The 15,769-nt window shown below is 69.2% G+C and carries 13 protein-coding genes and 2 pseudogenes; 7 read left to right on the top strand and 8 right to left on the bottom strand.

Annotated elements, in window-relative coordinates; all coding sequences use genetic code 11:
- Positions 1-111 precede the first annotated feature (111 nt).
- Positions 112-678, bottom strand: a complete 567-nt coding sequence (locus J2S44_RS13885) for an SMI1/KNR4 family protein (protein ID WP_310413074.1) — start codon at positions 676-678, stop codon at positions 112-114.
- Positions 675-2,018, bottom strand: a complete 1,344-nt coding sequence (locus tag J2S44_RS13880) for a polymorphic toxin-type HINT domain-containing protein (RefSeq protein ID WP_310413071.1) — start codon at positions 2,016-2,018, stop codon at positions 675-677. The genes J2S44_RS13885 and J2S44_RS13880 overlap by 4 nt, the downstream gene beginning before the upstream one ends.
- Here J2S44_RS13880 and J2S44_RS13875 point away from each other — a divergent pair.
- Positions 1,914-2,747, top strand: coding sequence for an IS5 family transposase (locus J2S44_RS13875; protein ID WP_310413068.1), 834 nt, complete (start codon positions 1,914-1,916; stop codon positions 2,745-2,747). The two genes, J2S44_RS13880 and J2S44_RS13875, sit on opposite strands and share 105 nt — an antisense overlap.
- A 25-nt stretch (positions 2,748-2,772) precedes the next feature.
- Here the strand turns inward: J2S44_RS13875 and J2S44_RS13870 are convergent.
- The 3 genes and pseudogenes from J2S44_RS13870 to J2S44_RS13860 all read right to left on the bottom strand — a co-directional run.
- Positions 2,773-3,954, bottom strand: a pseudogene (locus tag J2S44_RS13870) (RHS repeat-associated core domain-containing protein); the annotation flags it as partial.
- Positions 3,955-3,983: 29 nt separating this feature from the next.
- Positions 3,984-4,331 (bottom strand): annotated as a pseudogene (locus tag J2S44_RS13865) (transposase); the annotation flags it as partial.
- A 245-nt stretch (positions 4,332-4,576) separates the two neighbouring features.
- On the bottom strand, positions 4,577-4,912 hold the full coding sequence (locus tag J2S44_RS13860) for an EthD domain-containing protein (protein WP_310413067.1): 336 nt from the start codon (positions 4,910-4,912) through the stop codon (positions 4,577-4,579).
- Between the two features lie 104 nt (positions 4,913-5,016).
- On the opposite strand from J2S44_RS13860, the gene J2S44_RS13855 reads away from it, so the two are divergent.
- Positions 5,017-5,403, top strand: coding sequence for a MerR family transcriptional regulator (locus tag J2S44_RS13855; protein ID WP_310413064.1), 387 nt, complete (start codon positions 5,017-5,019; stop codon positions 5,401-5,403).
- Positions 5,404-5,560: 157 nt separating this feature from the next.
- On the opposite strand, the gene J2S44_RS13850 is transcribed toward J2S44_RS13855, so the two are convergent.
- Both J2S44_RS13850 and cofD read right to left on the bottom strand, forming a co-directional pair.
- A complete protein-coding gene (locus tag J2S44_RS13850; RefSeq protein WP_445343958.1) occupies positions 5,561-6,685 on the bottom strand; it encodes a coenzyme F420-0:L-glutamate ligase in 1,125 nt (374 codons plus the stop codon).
- A 195-nt stretch (positions 6,686-6,880) separates the two neighbouring features.
- Positions 6,881-7,837, bottom strand: coding sequence for a 2-phospho-L-lactate transferase (cofD, locus tag J2S44_RS13845; protein ID WP_310413062.1), 957 nt, complete (start codon positions 7,835-7,837; stop codon positions 6,881-6,883).
- 116 nt (positions 7,838-7,953) lie between these two features.
- Here cofD and J2S44_RS13840 point away from each other — a divergent pair, with 116 nt between their 5' ends.
- The 3 genes from J2S44_RS13840 to J2S44_RS13830 all read left to right on the top strand — a co-directional run bounded on the left by J2S44_RS13840 (position 7,954) and on the right by J2S44_RS13830 (position 12,198).
- Positions 7,954-9,018, top strand: coding sequence for an ABC transporter permease (locus tag J2S44_RS13840; RefSeq protein WP_310413059.1), 1,065 nt, complete (start codon positions 7,954-7,956; stop codon positions 9,016-9,018).
- A 96-nt stretch (positions 9,019-9,114) separates the two neighbouring features.
- The gene (locus tag J2S44_RS13835) at positions 9,115-11,637 is read left to right on the top strand and encodes a bifunctional FO biosynthesis protein CofGH (protein ID WP_310413056.1); all 2,523 of its coding nucleotides are present in this window, start codon (positions 9,115-9,117) and stop codon (positions 11,635-11,637) included.
- Between the two features lie 303 nt (positions 11,638-11,940).
- Positions 11,941-12,198 carry a WhiB family transcriptional regulator gene (locus J2S44_RS13830; protein ID WP_033339648.1) on the top strand — a complete coding sequence of 86 codons (258 nt, stop codon included), beginning with the start codon at positions 11,941-11,943 and terminating at the stop codon, positions 12,196-12,198.
- 41 nt (positions 12,199-12,239) lie between these two features.
- Here J2S44_RS13830 and J2S44_RS13825 read toward each other — a convergent pair whose 3' ends face one another.
- Positions 12,240-12,608, bottom strand: a complete 369-nt coding sequence (locus tag J2S44_RS13825; protein WP_306839767.1) for a metallopeptidase family protein — start codon at positions 12,606-12,608, stop codon at positions 12,240-12,242.
- 322 nt (positions 12,609-12,930) lie between these two features.
- Between J2S44_RS13825 and J2S44_RS13820 the strand changes: the two genes are divergently transcribed.
- Complete coding sequence (locus J2S44_RS13820; protein ID WP_306838402.1) at positions 12,931-13,305, top strand: DUF3499 domain-containing protein; 375 nt, start codon at positions 12,931-12,933, stop codon at positions 13,303-13,305.
- Between the two features lie 236 nt (positions 13,306-13,541).
- Positions 13,542-15,725, top strand: a complete 2,184-nt coding sequence (locus J2S44_RS13815) for an immune inhibitor A domain-containing protein (RefSeq protein ID WP_310413053.1) — start codon at positions 13,542-13,544, stop codon at positions 15,723-15,725.
- The last annotated feature ends 44 nt before the right edge of the window (positions 15,726-15,769 follow it).

Raw genomic sequence — 15,769 nt, 5'->3', positions numbered from 1 at the left:
CAAGATCAAATACTACAACCGTCCGAATCTGCCGACCTCACGTCGCCAGACCAACGGGTCGATCCCGCCAGCCCACCCATTTACTACTGTTCCATTCCGGCTGGGCCCACTTCAGCTAGCACTATCGACCGGCTCGTCGCCGAACCTTTCCATCTTATGATGCTTGAGGCCGAATATCCCAGCCAGTGTCGGAGGCTCGATTTCCGCAGTCAGCAACCGACGAATAAATTCCGTAGCCATGAGATCGTATTCGTACCAGTTCTGCAAGTCGACATCAACGAATACCACATTCCAGTCGTCAGCCGAAACGCTCTCCGTCGCAATCCAATAAAAGTAATTGCCTTCGGCACTCCCAAAGGGGATTAGCCTTACGCCCGAAAAGTATCGCTCCGGAAGCACCACGCCCGCAGTACGATAATCCTCCCACGCATCATCGCACAGTCTCACCAACTCCAACAGGTTGCCGTCACGATCAATTCGATCGACGCCATAAATGCAGAGACTGTCATCTATTACGCCAGCACCAATTGCGTCAATAAGGTTCTTGTAGTCCCTTGGGGCACTGTAGCCAATATCAGCCTCCACGTAATCCCAATCCACAATACCCACTTCGCGCAGCCCTGGCAGATCACCACTAACCATTCGAACAATCGAGTCAACATCGGAAATGCGAATCACCTATTCAGAATAGTTACATGGATGTCGATAGCATTAGGGCCATGACTCTGCGCGAACAGCTCAATCCCAATGGGTCGAGCATTGGTCCCCTTGTAGATCGGAGTGGCTCTATAGAATACCGTCTCATCCGCCTTGAGTGCCGACTGCACTTGATTCTCGAAATTTAGCATAACGGGCGCGTTCGCCTTCGCCCGCATAGAAACATAGTTTTCCCTGCGGGTGTTAGAGCCGCCATTGAAGGCTCCGAGGAGGTGCGTCCGGTTATCACCCGCGCGCCATCCCGGCGGTCTCCAGCTAGGAGGTTTGGTGGACCCACCGAGGTTGCTCTTGTCCAAGATCGCACGAACGCCGCTCCTCTGCCCATGCTCATTGATATATTCATAATCGATGCAATTGTGAACAAGGGCCGAGAAACCAGGGCCTGCTACGTAATAGGTATGAACGTCACTGACCGTGAGGTTGTGAACAGTTGCCCGACTCTCGGTCCAGCGAGTGATTTGCGAGATCTGTACCCACGTACCGGTGCTTGTGCGCAGCCACTGCCCGGGCACCAAATCGGCAGCCTCGAGCCACTTGCCGAGTTCGGGGACCCAGAAGGGATGATTGTCGGTGGAGATGATCTCTGGTGACGTCATCTCCGCTGTACTGCCGACGCTGATCACGATCTTAATTAGGTGCTTGATGCCAGCACTGGTACGCGTTGCCGTGACGGTTTTAGCCTCCGTTTCGCCGGATTCGGCGTCGGTGGCTCTAACCTTGTCTCCTGGCTTGACGTCCTCGATCGGTTTGGTGGTCCCGTCGGCCATCAGGACCCTCGTGCCGGGCACGAAGCTGCTGCAGGTGGGACCGCTCTCGACATTGACAAAGCTGTTGCCGCTGGCGCCACCGCTGCTGCGGCCGCCGCCGCTAGCGTTGTCGGCTTTCGGCTCCGCCTTCTTGCCGCCGCCGTCGGCGGCAGTGGAACTTGACGGGTTTGCCTTAGCTTGACTATTTCGCTGTGCGGGATTGCCCGTCTTCTTGGCGTTGTCGGCGGCCTTCGCGCTGGTGGTCTTCGCCAGATCAGCAGCCTTCTTCGCCGCGGCCTGGGCGGCCTTCTTCGCCTTCTCCGCAGCAAGCTTCTTAGCCGCGATGAACGCTGCCTCGGCGGCCTTGGCTGCTGAGTGCGTGTTTGAGAAGGTCTGTTGTGGACGGTGTGTTGGGGTGACTTCGATGCCCGGGTAGGGCAGGGTGGCGCGATGTCGCAGCGCCGTGGGTATCCCTCTGACCTGTCCGACGCCCAGTGGGCGTTGATTGAGCCTCTGCTGCCGGAGCCGAGTGCGGGTGGCCGGCCGGAGAAGCATCCGCGTCGGGAGATCGTCAATGGGATTCTGTATGTGGTGCGGTCGGGGTGTCCGTGGCGGTATCTGCCTGCGGATCTTCCGCCGTGGCAGACGGTGTACTGGTACTTCACCGCCTGGGAAGAGGCCGGTGTCACCGAGAGGCTCCTGGCCGCGTTACGGATCAAGGCCCGAGTGCAGGCAGGCCGGGAGCCGGAACCGACTGCGGGGATCATCGATTCACAGTCGGTCAAGGGTGCCGACACCGTCGGCACCGATAGCCGCGGCTATGACGCGGGCAAGAAGATCAACGGCCGGAAGCGGTTTATCGTCACTGACACCCTCGGCCTGCTCGTGGTGGTGGTCGTGCTGGCCGCGTCCTGGCAGGACCGCGACGGCGCGAAATCGACCCTGCTCGCCGCCTACGCGGCGACCCCGATCCGGCATGTCTTCGCTGACCAGGGCTTCGCCGGGAAGCTCGTCGACTGGGCGCGCAACCTGCTGCACACCACGATCGAGATCGTCCGGAAACCCGCTGACCAGGTCGGCTTCGCCGTGCACCCCCGACGGTGGGTGGTCGAGCGGACCCTGGCCTGGCTGACCGCCTGCCGCCGGCTGGCCCGCGACTACGAACGCCACCCGGAGACATCCGAAGCCATGATCCGCTGGGCTGCCATCGCCGGCACCGCCCGCCGTATCACCCGCGGCGAACCCGCCCAGCGACAAGCCCGCCGCACCTTCGACTGGACCTGACCAACCCATCTCAAACACGCACTGACATGACGCGTTCGGCGATCTTGCGGGCGGTCTGCCACGCGCGGACGGCGGAGATCGTCAGGTCGATGGCCTTGGCGATCTTCGGGATCTTGGCGATCTTGCCCCAGGGCACGGCACCGATGATCAGGCTGCCGCACGCCCACATGTCGCCGCCGAAGCAGTTGATCGCATCGTTGATGCCCAGGAACTCGGCCAGGATGTTCCACGCCGCGCCCAGGATCACCGACACCAGCGACGAGTTCATCGCCGCCTGCGCCTGCGCCTGCGCCGTCGACAGACCCGCACCCTTGTACGCGGCGTCCATCTCCGACGCCGACAGCGCCACCGACAAGCCCGACGGGTCAGACAGGGTCATCGGGTTGTTGTGGGCGTAGGAGTAGCCGTTGTTCTGGACCGGGTCGGCCAGGTCCAGCAGCGGGTCCGCGGACAGGAACCGGCCTGCCACCGGGTCATACAGGCGCGCACCCAGCGGCACGTAACCCGAAGCGTCATCCGGAGTCGCGCCGAGGTAGCCGGCCTTCGTCTCCATCTTCGAACCCAGCGTCGCCACGCCACGCTGGTTACCGAACGGGTCCTGCTTACGGATCCGGGTCTCCATCCCGTCCGCCAGCGCGACCTCAGCAGACGGCGTGCCCTGCGGATCGGAGGCAACGGCGACCATGCCGGAACCGGATGCGTTGGTGTAGCGCATCACCCCACCACCAGGGGCGGCATAGCTACGCTGCACGGAAACCTGCACACCACCGGTCTGCACCGTCAGCGTCGTCTCGCCCAGCATCAGCGTCGCCTGACGGCCCTGAACGGTGATCAGGCGCGAGCCGCCGGGGCCGTAGATGTGACGGGTCTGGTTCTGCGGCTCCCACTTCTGCTCACCACCCGTGCCACACGTCGCCAGCACGACCGGAGTGCCATTCGCACCCGACGTGTTCTGGACCGCGATACACAACCCGGACGGCTGGTGGATCAGCTGACCCGAAGCATTCCGGGCCACCTGCTGCACGGCGGTACCGTCGCACCTCTGCACCTGCACCGCGGAACCCGCAGCCGAACCGGCCGGGACGACACACCAGTCCTGGAAGATCGACAGCGTGCCCAGATTTGGATTCGACTGACCCGGGACCGGGGTGAACGTGAACTTCTGCGCCAGGCTGCCGTTACACGCGGTGGACTGCAGCGGCACACCAGCCGCCGGGATGCCCGGACGTCGGCGACGCGTCGTGCTGCGGGTTCGAGGATCAGTGCGTGGAACAGTCGGCGGAGTTCGTTGACGGTGATGGCGGTCAGCCCGTCCGGGTTTGCTGTGCTGACTGCCGTTGCTGCGGCGAGGAAGGCGTGGGCGGCGATGACCAGGGTGGTCCAGCGGTGCCAGGCTTTCCAGCGGCGGTGCCGGTGCTGGTCGAGACCGAGTCCGGTTTTGGTGGCATGAAACGATTCCTCGATGCTCCAGCGCCGGCCGGCGACGGCGACGAGTTGGTGCAGGGCAGCGAGTTCAGGGTTCCAGCAGCGGTGGAACGCCGGCTCGCCGGTGCTGCGGTTGCGGCGGATCAGCATCCAGCTGCGGTTCGGTGGCGAAGCCGATGCTGTCGGGCATTCCGCCCCGGCGCGTCGTTGCGGGTCTTCAGTCCACGATTCGGTAGGCGAGTTCGCCGGGCGGGGCGCCGATCTCGTCATCAGCGGGTCGAACGCGGTCGACGGCTCCCGCACCGCCTGCGCCCAGAGCGCCTGCCCCGGCCCGGCCGACCAGGTTTCGTGGGGGCGAAAGGCCCGCGCCCTCCCCGTGCGGGAAGGGGCGCGGGCGTGATCTCTCAGATGATGACGCGTTCCTCGGTGACCATGACGGAGATGTCGGCGTGGACGAAGAAGGTCGACTCGTCGGGCTGGACCACCGTGCGGTAGTTCTCCGAGGTGAAGAAGGCGTCGTGGTCGGCCCAGGAGTCGAAACAGATCTCCACCACGGCGTCCCAGCCGGGCGCCGGGTACTGCTCGGCGGGGACGGGGTGCGAGACGGTGTAGCGCCTGACGTACTTCGCCGCCTCGGGGATGGACTTGAACAGCGGCGCGTGGCGCTCGCGGTGGTACGTGACGAACTCCTCGAACGTCAGGTGTTCGGCACGCTTGACCAGGTACACGAACTTGATCATTTACCGTCTCCTATCGAATGTCGGACAGGAGATACCGTAGAAGTTGACATTGATGTCAAAGGCAAGGCGTCGTGACGCGGCGCACACGAGGAGCGGGGGTTGCGATGCGCATCGGTGAACTGGCTGCCCGGACCGGTGTCAGCACCCGGTCGCTGCGCTACTACGAGCAGCAGGGTCTGTTGGTGAGCGCGCGTTCCGCGACCGGGCAGCGCCACTACGAGGAGGACCATGTCGATCGGGTGCGCATCATTCAGGCGTACCTGACCGCCGGGGTGCCGAGCCGCACGATCGCCGAGATGGTGCCCTGCATGAACAGTCCGAGCCTGCGCGAGGCCCGGCGCGCAGCCGAGGTCATGGACCGCGAACGACAGCGACTGTCGGAGTCCATCGACGATCTGACCACCGCCCGCACGGTGCTGGACGCACTGATCGAGTCCAACCAGCGGTTCCTGCGCGCGCAGGAACCGGGCCGCCGCGACCCCGCCCGCTGAACGAGGGCAGCGCCCCGGCAGGCCCGCACCGAGTCATAAACGGGTCTCCTGCTGGAGTACCAGCCCCGCGCCGTCGTCGACAGGTCGGCCGCCGACGCGGCAGAAACGGCTGTTCCGGCGGCTGGCAGCCGAGGTGCGCGGGATTGTGACAGCACGATCAGGCGGGGCCGACGGCCAGGAGGATCGGTGGGGTGTCGGTGAGGGTGGCGGAGGCGAGGCCCTCGGCGGCGAGGGAGGCGCGGAGGCGGTGGATGTCGGCGCCGAAGCGGATCAGGGCGGGGGCCGAGTCGACGGGTGGGGTGCAGATGATGAGGTCGGTGGTGGCGGCCGGGATGTCGACGCCGGGTGGGGGCGTCTCGCGTACCGTGGCGGGGTTTTTCTCGTGGGTGAAGAGCGTGCCGGGGGCGGCGGCGGGCAGCGCGTGGGAGATGGCGCGGACCACGGCGGCGGTGTCCTCGGCGTCGGGTAGCGCGGGGGAGTGGAACAGCGGGGCGGGGGGCAGGTCGGCGGCGTCGCGGAGGCCGGCGGCGCGGGCCTCGGTGGTGCCGAGCGAGAACATGTCGGTGGCGCCGTCGCGGACCATGACGCGGGCGCCGGGGCCGTCGCCGGGCGGTGCGGTGAAGCGGTAGCCGCGGACGACGGCCACGGGTACGCCGTCGGCCTTGCCCTTGACCAGGTCGGCGGCGGCGGCCAGTTCGTCGGCGACGGCGATCTGCGTGACGTGCAGCTCGTTGCCGTACGAGTCGGTGCGGCCGCGGTGGTCGTCGATCGGGTCGAGGCCGGCGACGCCGAGCGCCACGTCGGTGAGACCGTTGCGCCAGGGGCGGCCCATGGTGTCGGAGACGATCACGGCGACGGTACGGGACGTGAGCGCGTGCAGCGCGGCGCGGAGGGCGCGGGCCGAGGCGTCCGGGTCGGCGGGCAGCAGCACCAGCCGGTCGGGCTCGACGTTGGAGGCGTCGATGCCGGCGTTGGCCATGACGAAGCCGTGGTGGGTCTGCACGATCCGGGTCTGGCCGCGGGTGGCGACGACCCGGGCGGTCTCGCCGCGCAGCACCTCGGCCTTGGCGGCGTCCCGCTCCGGGCCCTCCGCCGCGGGGACCGGGACCAGGCGGCCCTCGGCCTTCGAGACGATCTTGGAGGTGACCACCAGGACGTCGCCGTCCTGCAGCCACGGCGCGGCCTCGGCGATGGTGGCGGCGAGGTCGTCGCCGGGCCGGATCTCGCCGATGCCGGCGACGGGCAGGACCATCAGATCGGTCACGGGACTCTCTCCGCTCATGCCGGGATCTTTCTCTTCACCGCGTCGGTGCCGATGCGTCGCGGCCCGGCGCCGGTTCGCGTGTGGTCTGCTCGCACGCCGCCGGGGCGACGCGAGGAAAAACGCCGGCGGACCGGCGGCGCCGAACCGCCGGAACCGTGCGACGACGACGTGATGTTCCTACGCCGTGGAAACGATCAACGGTGGTGGCGGGTTTCACCCGGCCAGCGCGAGCGCGGCGGCCACGATCGCGGCGGTCGCGTCCTCGTCGGTCATCCAGAGCGGCGCGGACGCCACCCGGACGCCGGGAACGGTGAGTCCGTCGTCCGTGGTGTCGACCAGCCAGCCGTCCAGCAGGCCGCCGTCGGACCGTGCGCCGTAGAGGCCGCCGACGCCGGCCGCGGTGCACTCGACGCCGATCGTGGCCAGGCACTTGTCGGCCATGCCGCGGACCGGGGAACCGCCGATGATGCCGGAGACGCCGACGATCGGCGCGGACGCGGCGACCAGCGCGTCGCGCAGCCCGGGCACGGCCAGGATCGGCGCGATGCTCACCACGGGGTTGCTCGGCGCGATCAGGATCACGTCCGCGGCCGCGATCGCCTCGAGCACGCCGGGCGCGGGCTTCGCCGTGTCCGCGCCGACGAACACGAACCGGCTGGTGGGCACGTTGCCGCGGTACCGGACCCACCACTCCTGGAAGTGGATCGCGCGCCGGCCCTCACCGGGCAGGTCCACCACGACGTGCGTCTCCAGCCGGTCGTCGGTGGCCGGGATCAGCCGGACGCCGGGGTTCCACCGGGCGCAGAGCGCCTCGGTGACCTGGGAGAGCGGGTAACCGGCGTCGAGCATGGTGGTGCGCACCAGGTGGGTGGCGATGTCCTTGTCACCGAGCCCGAACCAGGTCGGTTCCGCGCCGTACGCCTTGAGCTCGCCGCTGACCGTCCACGTCTCGCCGGCCTGGCCCCAGCCGCGCTCGGCGTCGTGCGCGCCGCCCAGCGTGTACATGACGCTGTCCAGGTCCGGGGAGATCCGCAGGCCGTGCATGCGTGTGTCGTCCGCGACGTTCACCACCGCGGTGACGTCGCCGTCCGGCTGGGTGCGCGCGTGCGCCCGCACGCCCTGGAGGAAACGGGCACCGCCGATGCCGCCGGCCAAGACCGTAATCCGCATGCCCCAATCCTTACTCATCGCACCGGAGGCCGGTCGCGGCGGTCCGGGGCGGACGCTAGGCTGCGCGGGACAACCGCGCCGAACACAACGACGCACATGACTTCCCAGGGGGAGCCGTGACCACCCAACCCGACCCGGCAGCAGCCGGACAGCACCCGGCACCGGCCGGTAAGAAGCCGGTCCGCGAGCTGGTCGAGCCGCTGCGTGAGATCGCGGCCCTCGTCCTGCTCGGCGTGAACGCGGTCTTCCTGTTCGTCGCCTTCCTCAACCTGGTGGTGCCGTTCGGCTTCGGCGCGGACCGGTTCACCGACCGCGCCGCCGCCACGTTCGGCGACTTCATCAACCTCGTCACGATCGGCTTCCCGCTGATCGCGGTGCTGCTGGCGGTGTTCGTCACACCGGTGCTGCCGCGGGCGAAGCTGATCGTCACGGTCGCGCTGGCCGAGTTCGCCGTGTCCGCGTTCTTCGGGCTGCTCTTCGGCCTGCTGGTCGGCGTGGTCAGCCTGGCGGCCGGCTCGGTGCTGAACGGCTTCACCGCGCTGCTGGTGCGACTGGCCTGGACCGCGGTCCTCGGCCTGGTGGCGTACGGCGTGTGGACGATCTTCCAGGCGCACTACTACACGCCGCGGCCGAAGCCGGCGCCGCCGGTCCCGGGCATGTACGGGCACCCGGGCCAGCCGGGGCAGTACCCGGGTCAGCCGTACCCGGGCCAGCAGTATCCCGGCCAGCCCTACCCGGGCCAGCCGCAGTATCCGGGTCAGCCGCAGCACCCGGGTCAGCCCGGTCAGCCCGGCCCGGCCGTGCAGTACGGGTTCCCGCCGCCGCAGCAGTACGGCGCGCCGTACGGTGAACCGCAGAACTTCGGTGCGGACCAGACCGCGGCGTACCCGATGCAGCCGGCGCCCACCGGTTCGCCGGCCGCCCCGCAGTACCCGGACCCGCAGTCGGCACCGCCCGCGCCGCAGCAGCCGCACTACCCGGCGGCACCGCAGTCCGGCCCGCCCGCACCGCAGTCCGCGCCGCCGGTCCAGCACGACCAGCCCGCCCACGGGCAGCCCGCGCAGGCGCAGCAGTCCTACGGGCAGCCGGCGCCGGGACAGCCCGGTACGGGTCAGCCGCAGGGCGCGGGTTACCCGCCGGCCTCGGCCGAGCAGCCGCCGCGGGACGCGGACGGTCGCTGACCCGTTTATTCCGCCGAGCCGAACACGGGCCGTGTGATCACAATTACCGGGGGGCGGACTCCCGGTAAGGGGTGATCCACGGCCTAGGCTCATCGAATGGCCGAGACAGCATTCGGGGAAGAGCAGCCGACCGAGGCGAGCATCCGGCGTGCGCTGCGCCGCGCCGCCGACGGCAAGTCCCTCGACGCGGACGAGGCGACCACGCTGCTCGCCGCGCGTGGTGAGCAACTCGACGAGCTGCTGGCGATCGCCGGCGGCATCCGGGACGCGGGCCTGCGCGAGGCCGGCCGCCCGGGCGTGGTGACGTTCTCGAAGAAGGTCTTCATCCCGCTGACCCGGCTCTGCCGGGACCGCTGCCACTACTGCACGTTCGCCACCGTGCCGCACCGGCTGCCCGCGCCGTTCCTGGACCGCGACGAGGTGCTGGCGATCGCCCGCGAGGGCGCGGCGCAGGGCTGCAAGGAGGCGCTGTTCACGCTCGGCGACGCGCCCGAGGACCGGTGGGACGCGGCCCGGCAGTGGCTGGACGAGCGCGGCTACGACTCCACGCTCGACTACGTGCGGGCCTGCGCGATCGCGGTGCTGGAGGAGACCGGCCTGCTGCCGCACCTGAACCCGGGCGTGATGTCCTGGGCCGACCTGACCAGGCTGAAGCCGGTCGCGCCGAGCATGGGCATGATGCTGGAGACCACGGCCACCCGGCTGTGGTCGGAGAAGGGCGGCCCGCACTACGGATCGCCGGACAAGGAGCCGGCGGTCCGGCTGCGCGTGCTGGACGACGCGGGCCGGGTCGGCGTGCCGTTCACCACCGGCATCCTGATCGGCATCGGTGAGACGCGCGCGGAGCGGGTCGACTCGCTGTTCGCGATCCGCCGCACCCAGCGTGAGTACCACCACGTGCAGGAAGTCATCATCCAGAATTTCCGCGCGAAGCCGGACACCGCGATGCGCGGGATGCCGGACGCGGAGCTGCACGAGCTGGCCGCCACGATCGCGGTCGGCCGCATCCTGTTCGGCCCGGCGATGCGCATCCAGGCCCCGCCGAACCTGATCGACGACGAGTTCGCGTTGCTGCTGCGGGCCGGCATCGACGACTGGGGCGGCGTGTCCCCGGTGACGCCGGACCACGTGAACCCGGAGCGTCCCTGGCCGCAGATCGACGAGCTGGCCCGGCGCAGCGCCGAGGCCGGTTTCACGCTGCGCGAACGGCTGACCATCTACCCGGAGTACGTGCTGCGCGGCGAGCAGTGGACGGACCCGCGGGTGGCCGGGCACGTGGCCGCGCTGTCCGACCCGGCGACCGGCCTCGCGGTCGAGGACGCGATCCCGGCCGGCCGGCCGTGGCAGGAGCCGGAGGACGCGTTCGTCCCCGGCGGCCGCACCGACCTGCACACGTCCATCGACTCCGAGGGGCGTACCGAGGACCGGCGCGGCGACTTCGACTCGGTGTACGGCGACTGGGACGACGTGGCCGCGCACGCCGCGCGCACCTCCGCCGGGGCGCGGGAGAAGCTGCCGACCGACGTGCTCGCCGGGCTCAAACTGGCCGCCGAGGACCCGGGCGCGCTGCTGCGCGAGGAGCACACGGACGCGGCGATGGCGCTGTTCAACGCGGACGGCAGCGCGCTGGACGAGCTGGCCCGGATCGCGGACGACCTGCGCCGGGACGCGGTCGGCGACGACATCACGTACATCGTGAACCGGAACATCAACTTCACCAACGTCTGCTACGTGGGCTGCCGGTTCTGCGCGTTCGCCCAGCGCGAGCGGGACGCGGACGCGTTCCGGCTGTCCATCGAGCAGGTGGCGGACCGAGCCGAGGAGGCGTGGAAGCTCGGCGCGGTCGAGGTCTGCATGCAGGGCGGCATCGACCCGAAGATGCCGGTCAGCGCGTACGCGGACATCGTGCGCGCGGTGAAGCGCCGGGTGCCGGGCATGCACGTGCACGCGTACTCGCCGATGGAGATCGTGACCGCGGCCGCGAAGGCCGGCGTCTCCGTGCGCGAGTGGCTGACCGAGCTGAAAGAGGCCGGCCTGGACACCATCCCGGGCACGGCCGCGGAGATCCTCGACGACGACGTGCGCTGGGTGCTGACCAAGGGCAAGCTGCCCGCGTCCGCCTGGGTCGACGTGGTCACCACCGCGCACGAGGTGGGCATCCGGTCCAGCAGCACCATGATGTACGGACACGTGGACCACCCGCGACAGTGGCTGCAGCACTTCCGGGTGCTGGCCGGCATCCAGGACCGCACCGGCGGGTTCACCGAGTTCGTCGCGCTGCCGTTCGTGCACACGAACGCGCCGATCTACCTGGCCGGCATCGCGAAGGCCGGACCGACGTGGCGGGAGAACCGGGCGGTGCACGCGATGGCCCGCGTCCTGCTGCACGGGCGGATCGCCAACATCCAGTGCTCCTGGGTGAAGCTCGGCGACGAGGGTACGGTCGCGATGCTCAACGGCGGCTGCAACGACCTCGGCGGCACCCTGATGGAGGAGACCATCTCCCGGATGGCCGGCTCGGACCACGGCTCCGCCCGGACCGTCGCCCAGCTGCACGACATCGCGGCGAGGGCCGGGCGTCCGGCGCGTCAACGGACCACTGCGTACGGTCGCGTCTGATCTTTTTCCAGCGCGCCACGCCGATCGGGCGTTACCCCGGCCGGGTCTGAATCGATAGGGCAGGTTACGAGACCACTCACGGTGGCGCTCCGGGAAAGTGACCCTATTTATCAGGTTCGGCTTGACGACGCACGCATAACACGCGTGTAATTTCGATGGGGTTGTGCGAACGGAAGGCCACACTTGCCGCTAATCGGACAGTAGTTGTCAGATGGCGGAAAGGCATGTGGTACGTACGTAGCTGGACACGCTTCCGCGTGGGGGATCAGCCGGTGGTTCACCGGCGGCGAAGGGGGCACGTTGATGGACGGCCAAGTGGAAGTGGCCGACCTGCTCGGGGACGCGCCGGAGTGGCAGGAGCGGGCACTGTGCTCGCAGACCGACCCGGAGGCGTTCTTCCCCGAGAAGGGGGGATCGACGCGGGAGGCGAAGCGGATCTGTGGCCGCTGCGAGGTCAAGGGCGAGTGCCTGGAGTACGCGCTCGGCCACGACGAGCGGTTCGGCATCTGGGGCGGGCTCTCCGAGCGGGAGCGTCGCAAGCTCAAGCGCCGCGCGGCCTGACGCGCGGGTGTGTCGGCCCGACGGGCCGCCGGGGGGCGCTCTTACGAGGAGAGCTCGTCCGGGTCGACACCGAGCAGGTTCGCCACCTGCTCGATGATCACGTCGTGCACCAGGTCGGCCAGGTCCTCGCGGTCCATCGCGCGGAACTCCAGCGGCCGGCGGTAGAGCACGATCCGCGGCGGCACCTCCTGCCGGCCGGGTCGGCCGGGCAGCAGCCGGGCCAGCGGCACCTCGCCGTCCTCCAGCACGTCGCTGTCGTAGACGTTCAGATCCGGCGGCACGTCCTCGACCGCGAACTCGACGCCGGCCAGCTCCTTCGCGTACCGCCGCTCCAGGCTCTCGACCGTGTCCAGCACCAGGTCGTCGAAGATCTCCGCCTTGGTGCGGGCCAGCGGCACGGTGGCGGGCACCAGTCGCCCGCGCAGCCCGCGCCCGTGGCGGTCGCGCCGGGGACGGCGGCCCGGCCCGGCGCTGGTCGGACCCGCGGCGCTGGTCGGGCCGCCCGCGCTGGTCGAGCCCCCCGCGCTGGTCGGGCCCCCTGCGCTGGTCGGGCCCGCGGAGGCTGGGCTGGTCCGCTCGGTCACGGTTCCCAGGGTAGTCCGGCCGGAGCGGCCCGTGGCGCGGCCCGGTACCGCGCGTTCCCGCGTGTCGCCGAATCGTGATCATCGCGTGGTCGGCGTGTCGCAGTCGCGCGCGTGGGCGCGGAGCGGGTAAGGGAGATAACGTTCTGCCGTGAGGTCACCACGGCGTTGCTCCCGAAACGGCTGCCCCCGGCAGGCCGTAGCGACGTTGACCTATGTCTACACGGAATCCACGGCCGTGGTCGGCCCGCTCTCCGCATTCGCCGAGCCGCACACCTACGACCTGTGCGAGCCGCATGCCCGCAGCCTGACCGCGCCGCGCGGCTGGGAGCTGGTCCGGCACGAGGGCGAGTTCACGCCGCCGCCGCCCACCACGGACGATCTGGTCGCGCTGGCCGAGGCGGTGCGCGAGGCGGCCCGGCCGGTGCAGCCGCGCCCGGAGGATTACGAGCAGAAGCCCGCACCGGGGCAGCCCGGCCCGCAGACCGGGCGTCGCGGGCACCTGCGCGTCATCCCGCCGGCCTGACCGGTTCTTTCCGGCAATTCCGCGCGCTCTACCACGTACTCCCGGGGTCGTATGCCCTTTTTGGGGTTTCGTTCGCATGGTGTTAGCCGGGATTTCCCTTGCAGCCTTTCGGGGAGCGGCCCGCGACCCGCCTTCGGCGTAACGTCACGTCCGGCCCGGCGATCGATGCATTTGCCAAGCTCAGATCGATGTGGATGGTCTGCCGGGCGGACGAGAACCCCTCCGAAGGGAGTTTCATGGCACGCAGCCATGTGGTCCGGGGAGCGGCGGCCGCGATCGTGGCCATCCCGCTCGTGGCAATGGTTCCGGCGCAACCTGCGGCGGCCGAGCCCGGCGGGACGATCGAGCCCTACGCCAGTGACATGCGGGTGCTGGACCAGGACAGAGTCAAGACCTACAAGCTCGACGACGCCGTCTCGACGCAGGCCCGGCGGAGCGCACCGGTCACCACCGCGGCGGCCACGCCGCCGGTCGGCACGGTTCGCCAGTGGCTGGCACTGGACGACGCCGCGGGTCAGTACTACTTCAAGGACTACACGCTTCGCGGCGTGGGCGAGAAGATCGAGGTCTGGGTCGCCAACGACACCGCCTTCCCCGAGGGCGACTGCCGTAACCCGACCGGCGCGACCGTGGTGACGGACGAGCAGGTCAACGCGCTGGTGACCGAGTTCGACACGAACATCTACCCGAAGGAGACGGCGGCGTTCAGCACGCCGCCGGACCGCGACGGGACGAACGCGACGCTGCCCGGCCGCGACTTCACCGGCGACGGCGACAAGACCGTCACGCTGGTGGACAACGTCCGGGACGACAACTTCTACGACTTCCCGGCCGCCAGCACGTACATTGCCGGCTTCTTCTCCACGGCGATCAACAACTACACCGACCGCAACGTCCAGACCATCGACGCGTTCGACTGGGCGCACCGCACCGGTGCGAACCCGCCGAACGAGCCGACCGACGACGTCTGCACCAGCCGCCCGGCCCGGCCGCGCGCCTACGAGGGCACGTTCGCCCACGAGTGGCAGCACCTGCTGCTGTCCTACGTGGACCCGGACGAGTCGACCTGGGTTAACGAGGGCCTGTCCGACTACGCGCAGTTCCTGGTGGGCTACTCGAACACGGCTGCGACCGTGTACGAGTCCGGTCAGGACGGTCACCTGGTCTGCTTCCAGGGCTTCGGCCCGGTGCAAACCGACTTCAACACCAACCCGCGTGACTGCGGCGGTCCGGAGAACTCGCTCACCCTCTGGGGCGAGAGCCCGAACCCGGCCGCGGTGCTCGCCGACTACGGCAACGCGTACGAGTTCATGCAGTTCCTGCACGACCGGTACGGTCCGGACTTCCTGACCGCGCTGCACCGGGACGCGGACCTGCAGGGCCTGGCCAGCGTGGCCGCGCTGGCGAAGAAGGAGGGCGTCAAGGACATCTACCAGCTGATCCACGACTACCAGTCGATGGTGCTGCTGGACAAGATCGTCGGCGGCCGGTGGGGTGTCTCGCTCGGCGTCCCGAAGAGCCGGGTCACCAGCGCCAGCCTGACCTCCACGGTCAACCTGGCCAACCCGACCGCGAACGCGACGCCCGGCGCCGCACCCAACGGTGCCGACTACGTGCTGCTGCAGGACCGCAACGGCCGGGCGCTGAAGGGCAAGGATCTCCGCTCGGTGCAGTTCACCGGCGCGGCGACGCTGCCCACCCAGCCGCTGCAGTGGACGATCGTGAACGACGACCCGGACCGCCCGGGCAACCCGGTGCTGTTCTCCGGCAACGAGAACAACACCGACGCGTCCGCCGTGTTCGAGTCGACGGTTCCGGCCGCGTCCCCGACGCTGACCTTCCTCGCGAAGTACGGCGCCGAGGCCGACTACGACTACGGGTACGTCTCCGTGTCGACGGACGGCGGCAAGACGTACACGATCATCCCGGGTGACCGGACCGTCGACGCCCCGCTCGGCCCCGGCCTGAACGGCACCACCGACGGCTTCGAGCCGCACAGCTACGACCTGTCGGCCTACGCCGGCCAGTCGGTGCTGATCAGCATCCGGTACGTCTCCGACGGCGGCGTCAACGAGGGCGGTCTGCTCGTCGACGACATCGCGGTCGGCGGCACGCCGGTCAGCGACGGCTCCAGCCTCGACCCGTTCGACTCGCCGTCCGAGGTCTCCCCGACCCCGGTCGACAACTGGAACGTCAAGCTGATCGGCATCGACGAGAAGCTCGGCGTCTCCTGGCAGTTCGAGTACGACGGGAAGAACTCGCTGAAGCTCGGCCAGCTCTCCACCCTGCTGCTCGCCGCCTTCCCGAAGGTGGTCGCGGTCGTCGCCTACGACGAGCCCACCGAGCAGATCCAGCAGTACGCGCCGTACACCCTCACGGTGAACGGCGTGCTTCAGCCGGGCGGCGCGCCGCTCTCCTGACGCATCACCCGTGACGGGCCCCGGATCGCACCGCGATCCGGGGC

This window comes from Catenuloplanes niger (genome assembly GCF_031458255.1).
GTDB lineage: Bacteria > Actinomycetota > Actinomycetes > Mycobacteriales > Micromonosporaceae > Catenuloplanes > Catenuloplanes niger.
Note: the sequence above shows the minus strand (reverse complement) of the source record. Positions and strands in the feature narration are given on the sequence as shown.

What these genes read in the sequence shown, in the direction of transcription:
- J2S44_RS13855 (WP_310413064.1), top strand. Translation starts at nt 5,017, where the DNA reads ATGCGCATCGGTGAACTGGCTGCCCGGACCGGTGTCAGCACCCGGTCG.
- J2S44_RS13815 (WP_310413053.1), top strand. Translation starts at nt 13,542, where the DNA reads ATGGCACGCAGCCATGTGGTCCGGGGAGCGGCGGCCGCGATCGTGGCC.
- J2S44_RS13880 (WP_310413071.1), bottom strand. Translation starts at nt 2,018, where the DNA reads ATGCTTCTCCGGCCGGCCACCCGCACTCGGCTCCGGCAGCAGAGGCTC.
- J2S44_RS13860 (WP_310413067.1), bottom strand. Translation starts at nt 4,912, where the DNA reads ATGATCAAGTTCGTGTACCTGGTCAAGCGTGCCGAACACCTGACGTTC.
- J2S44_RS13830 (WP_033339648.1), top strand. Translation starts at nt 11,941, where the DNA reads ATGGACGGCCAAGTGGAAGTGGCCGACCTGCTCGGGGACGCGCCGGAG.
- J2S44_RS13850 (WP_445343958.1), bottom strand. Translation starts at nt 6,685, where the DNA reads ATGAGCGGAGAGAGTCCCGTGACCGATCTGATGGTCCTGCCCGTCGCC.
- J2S44_RS13835 (WP_310413056.1), top strand. Translation starts at nt 9,115, where the DNA reads ATGGCCGAGACAGCATTCGGGGAAGAGCAGCCGACCGAGGCGAGCATC.
- cofD (WP_310413062.1), bottom strand. Translation starts at nt 7,837, where the DNA reads ATGCGGATTACGGTCTTGGCCGGCGGCATCGGCGGTGCCCGTTTCCTC.
- J2S44_RS13875 (WP_310413068.1), top strand. Translation starts at nt 1,914, where the DNA reads ATGTCGCAGCGCCGTGGGTATCCCTCTGACCTGTCCGACGCCCAGTGG.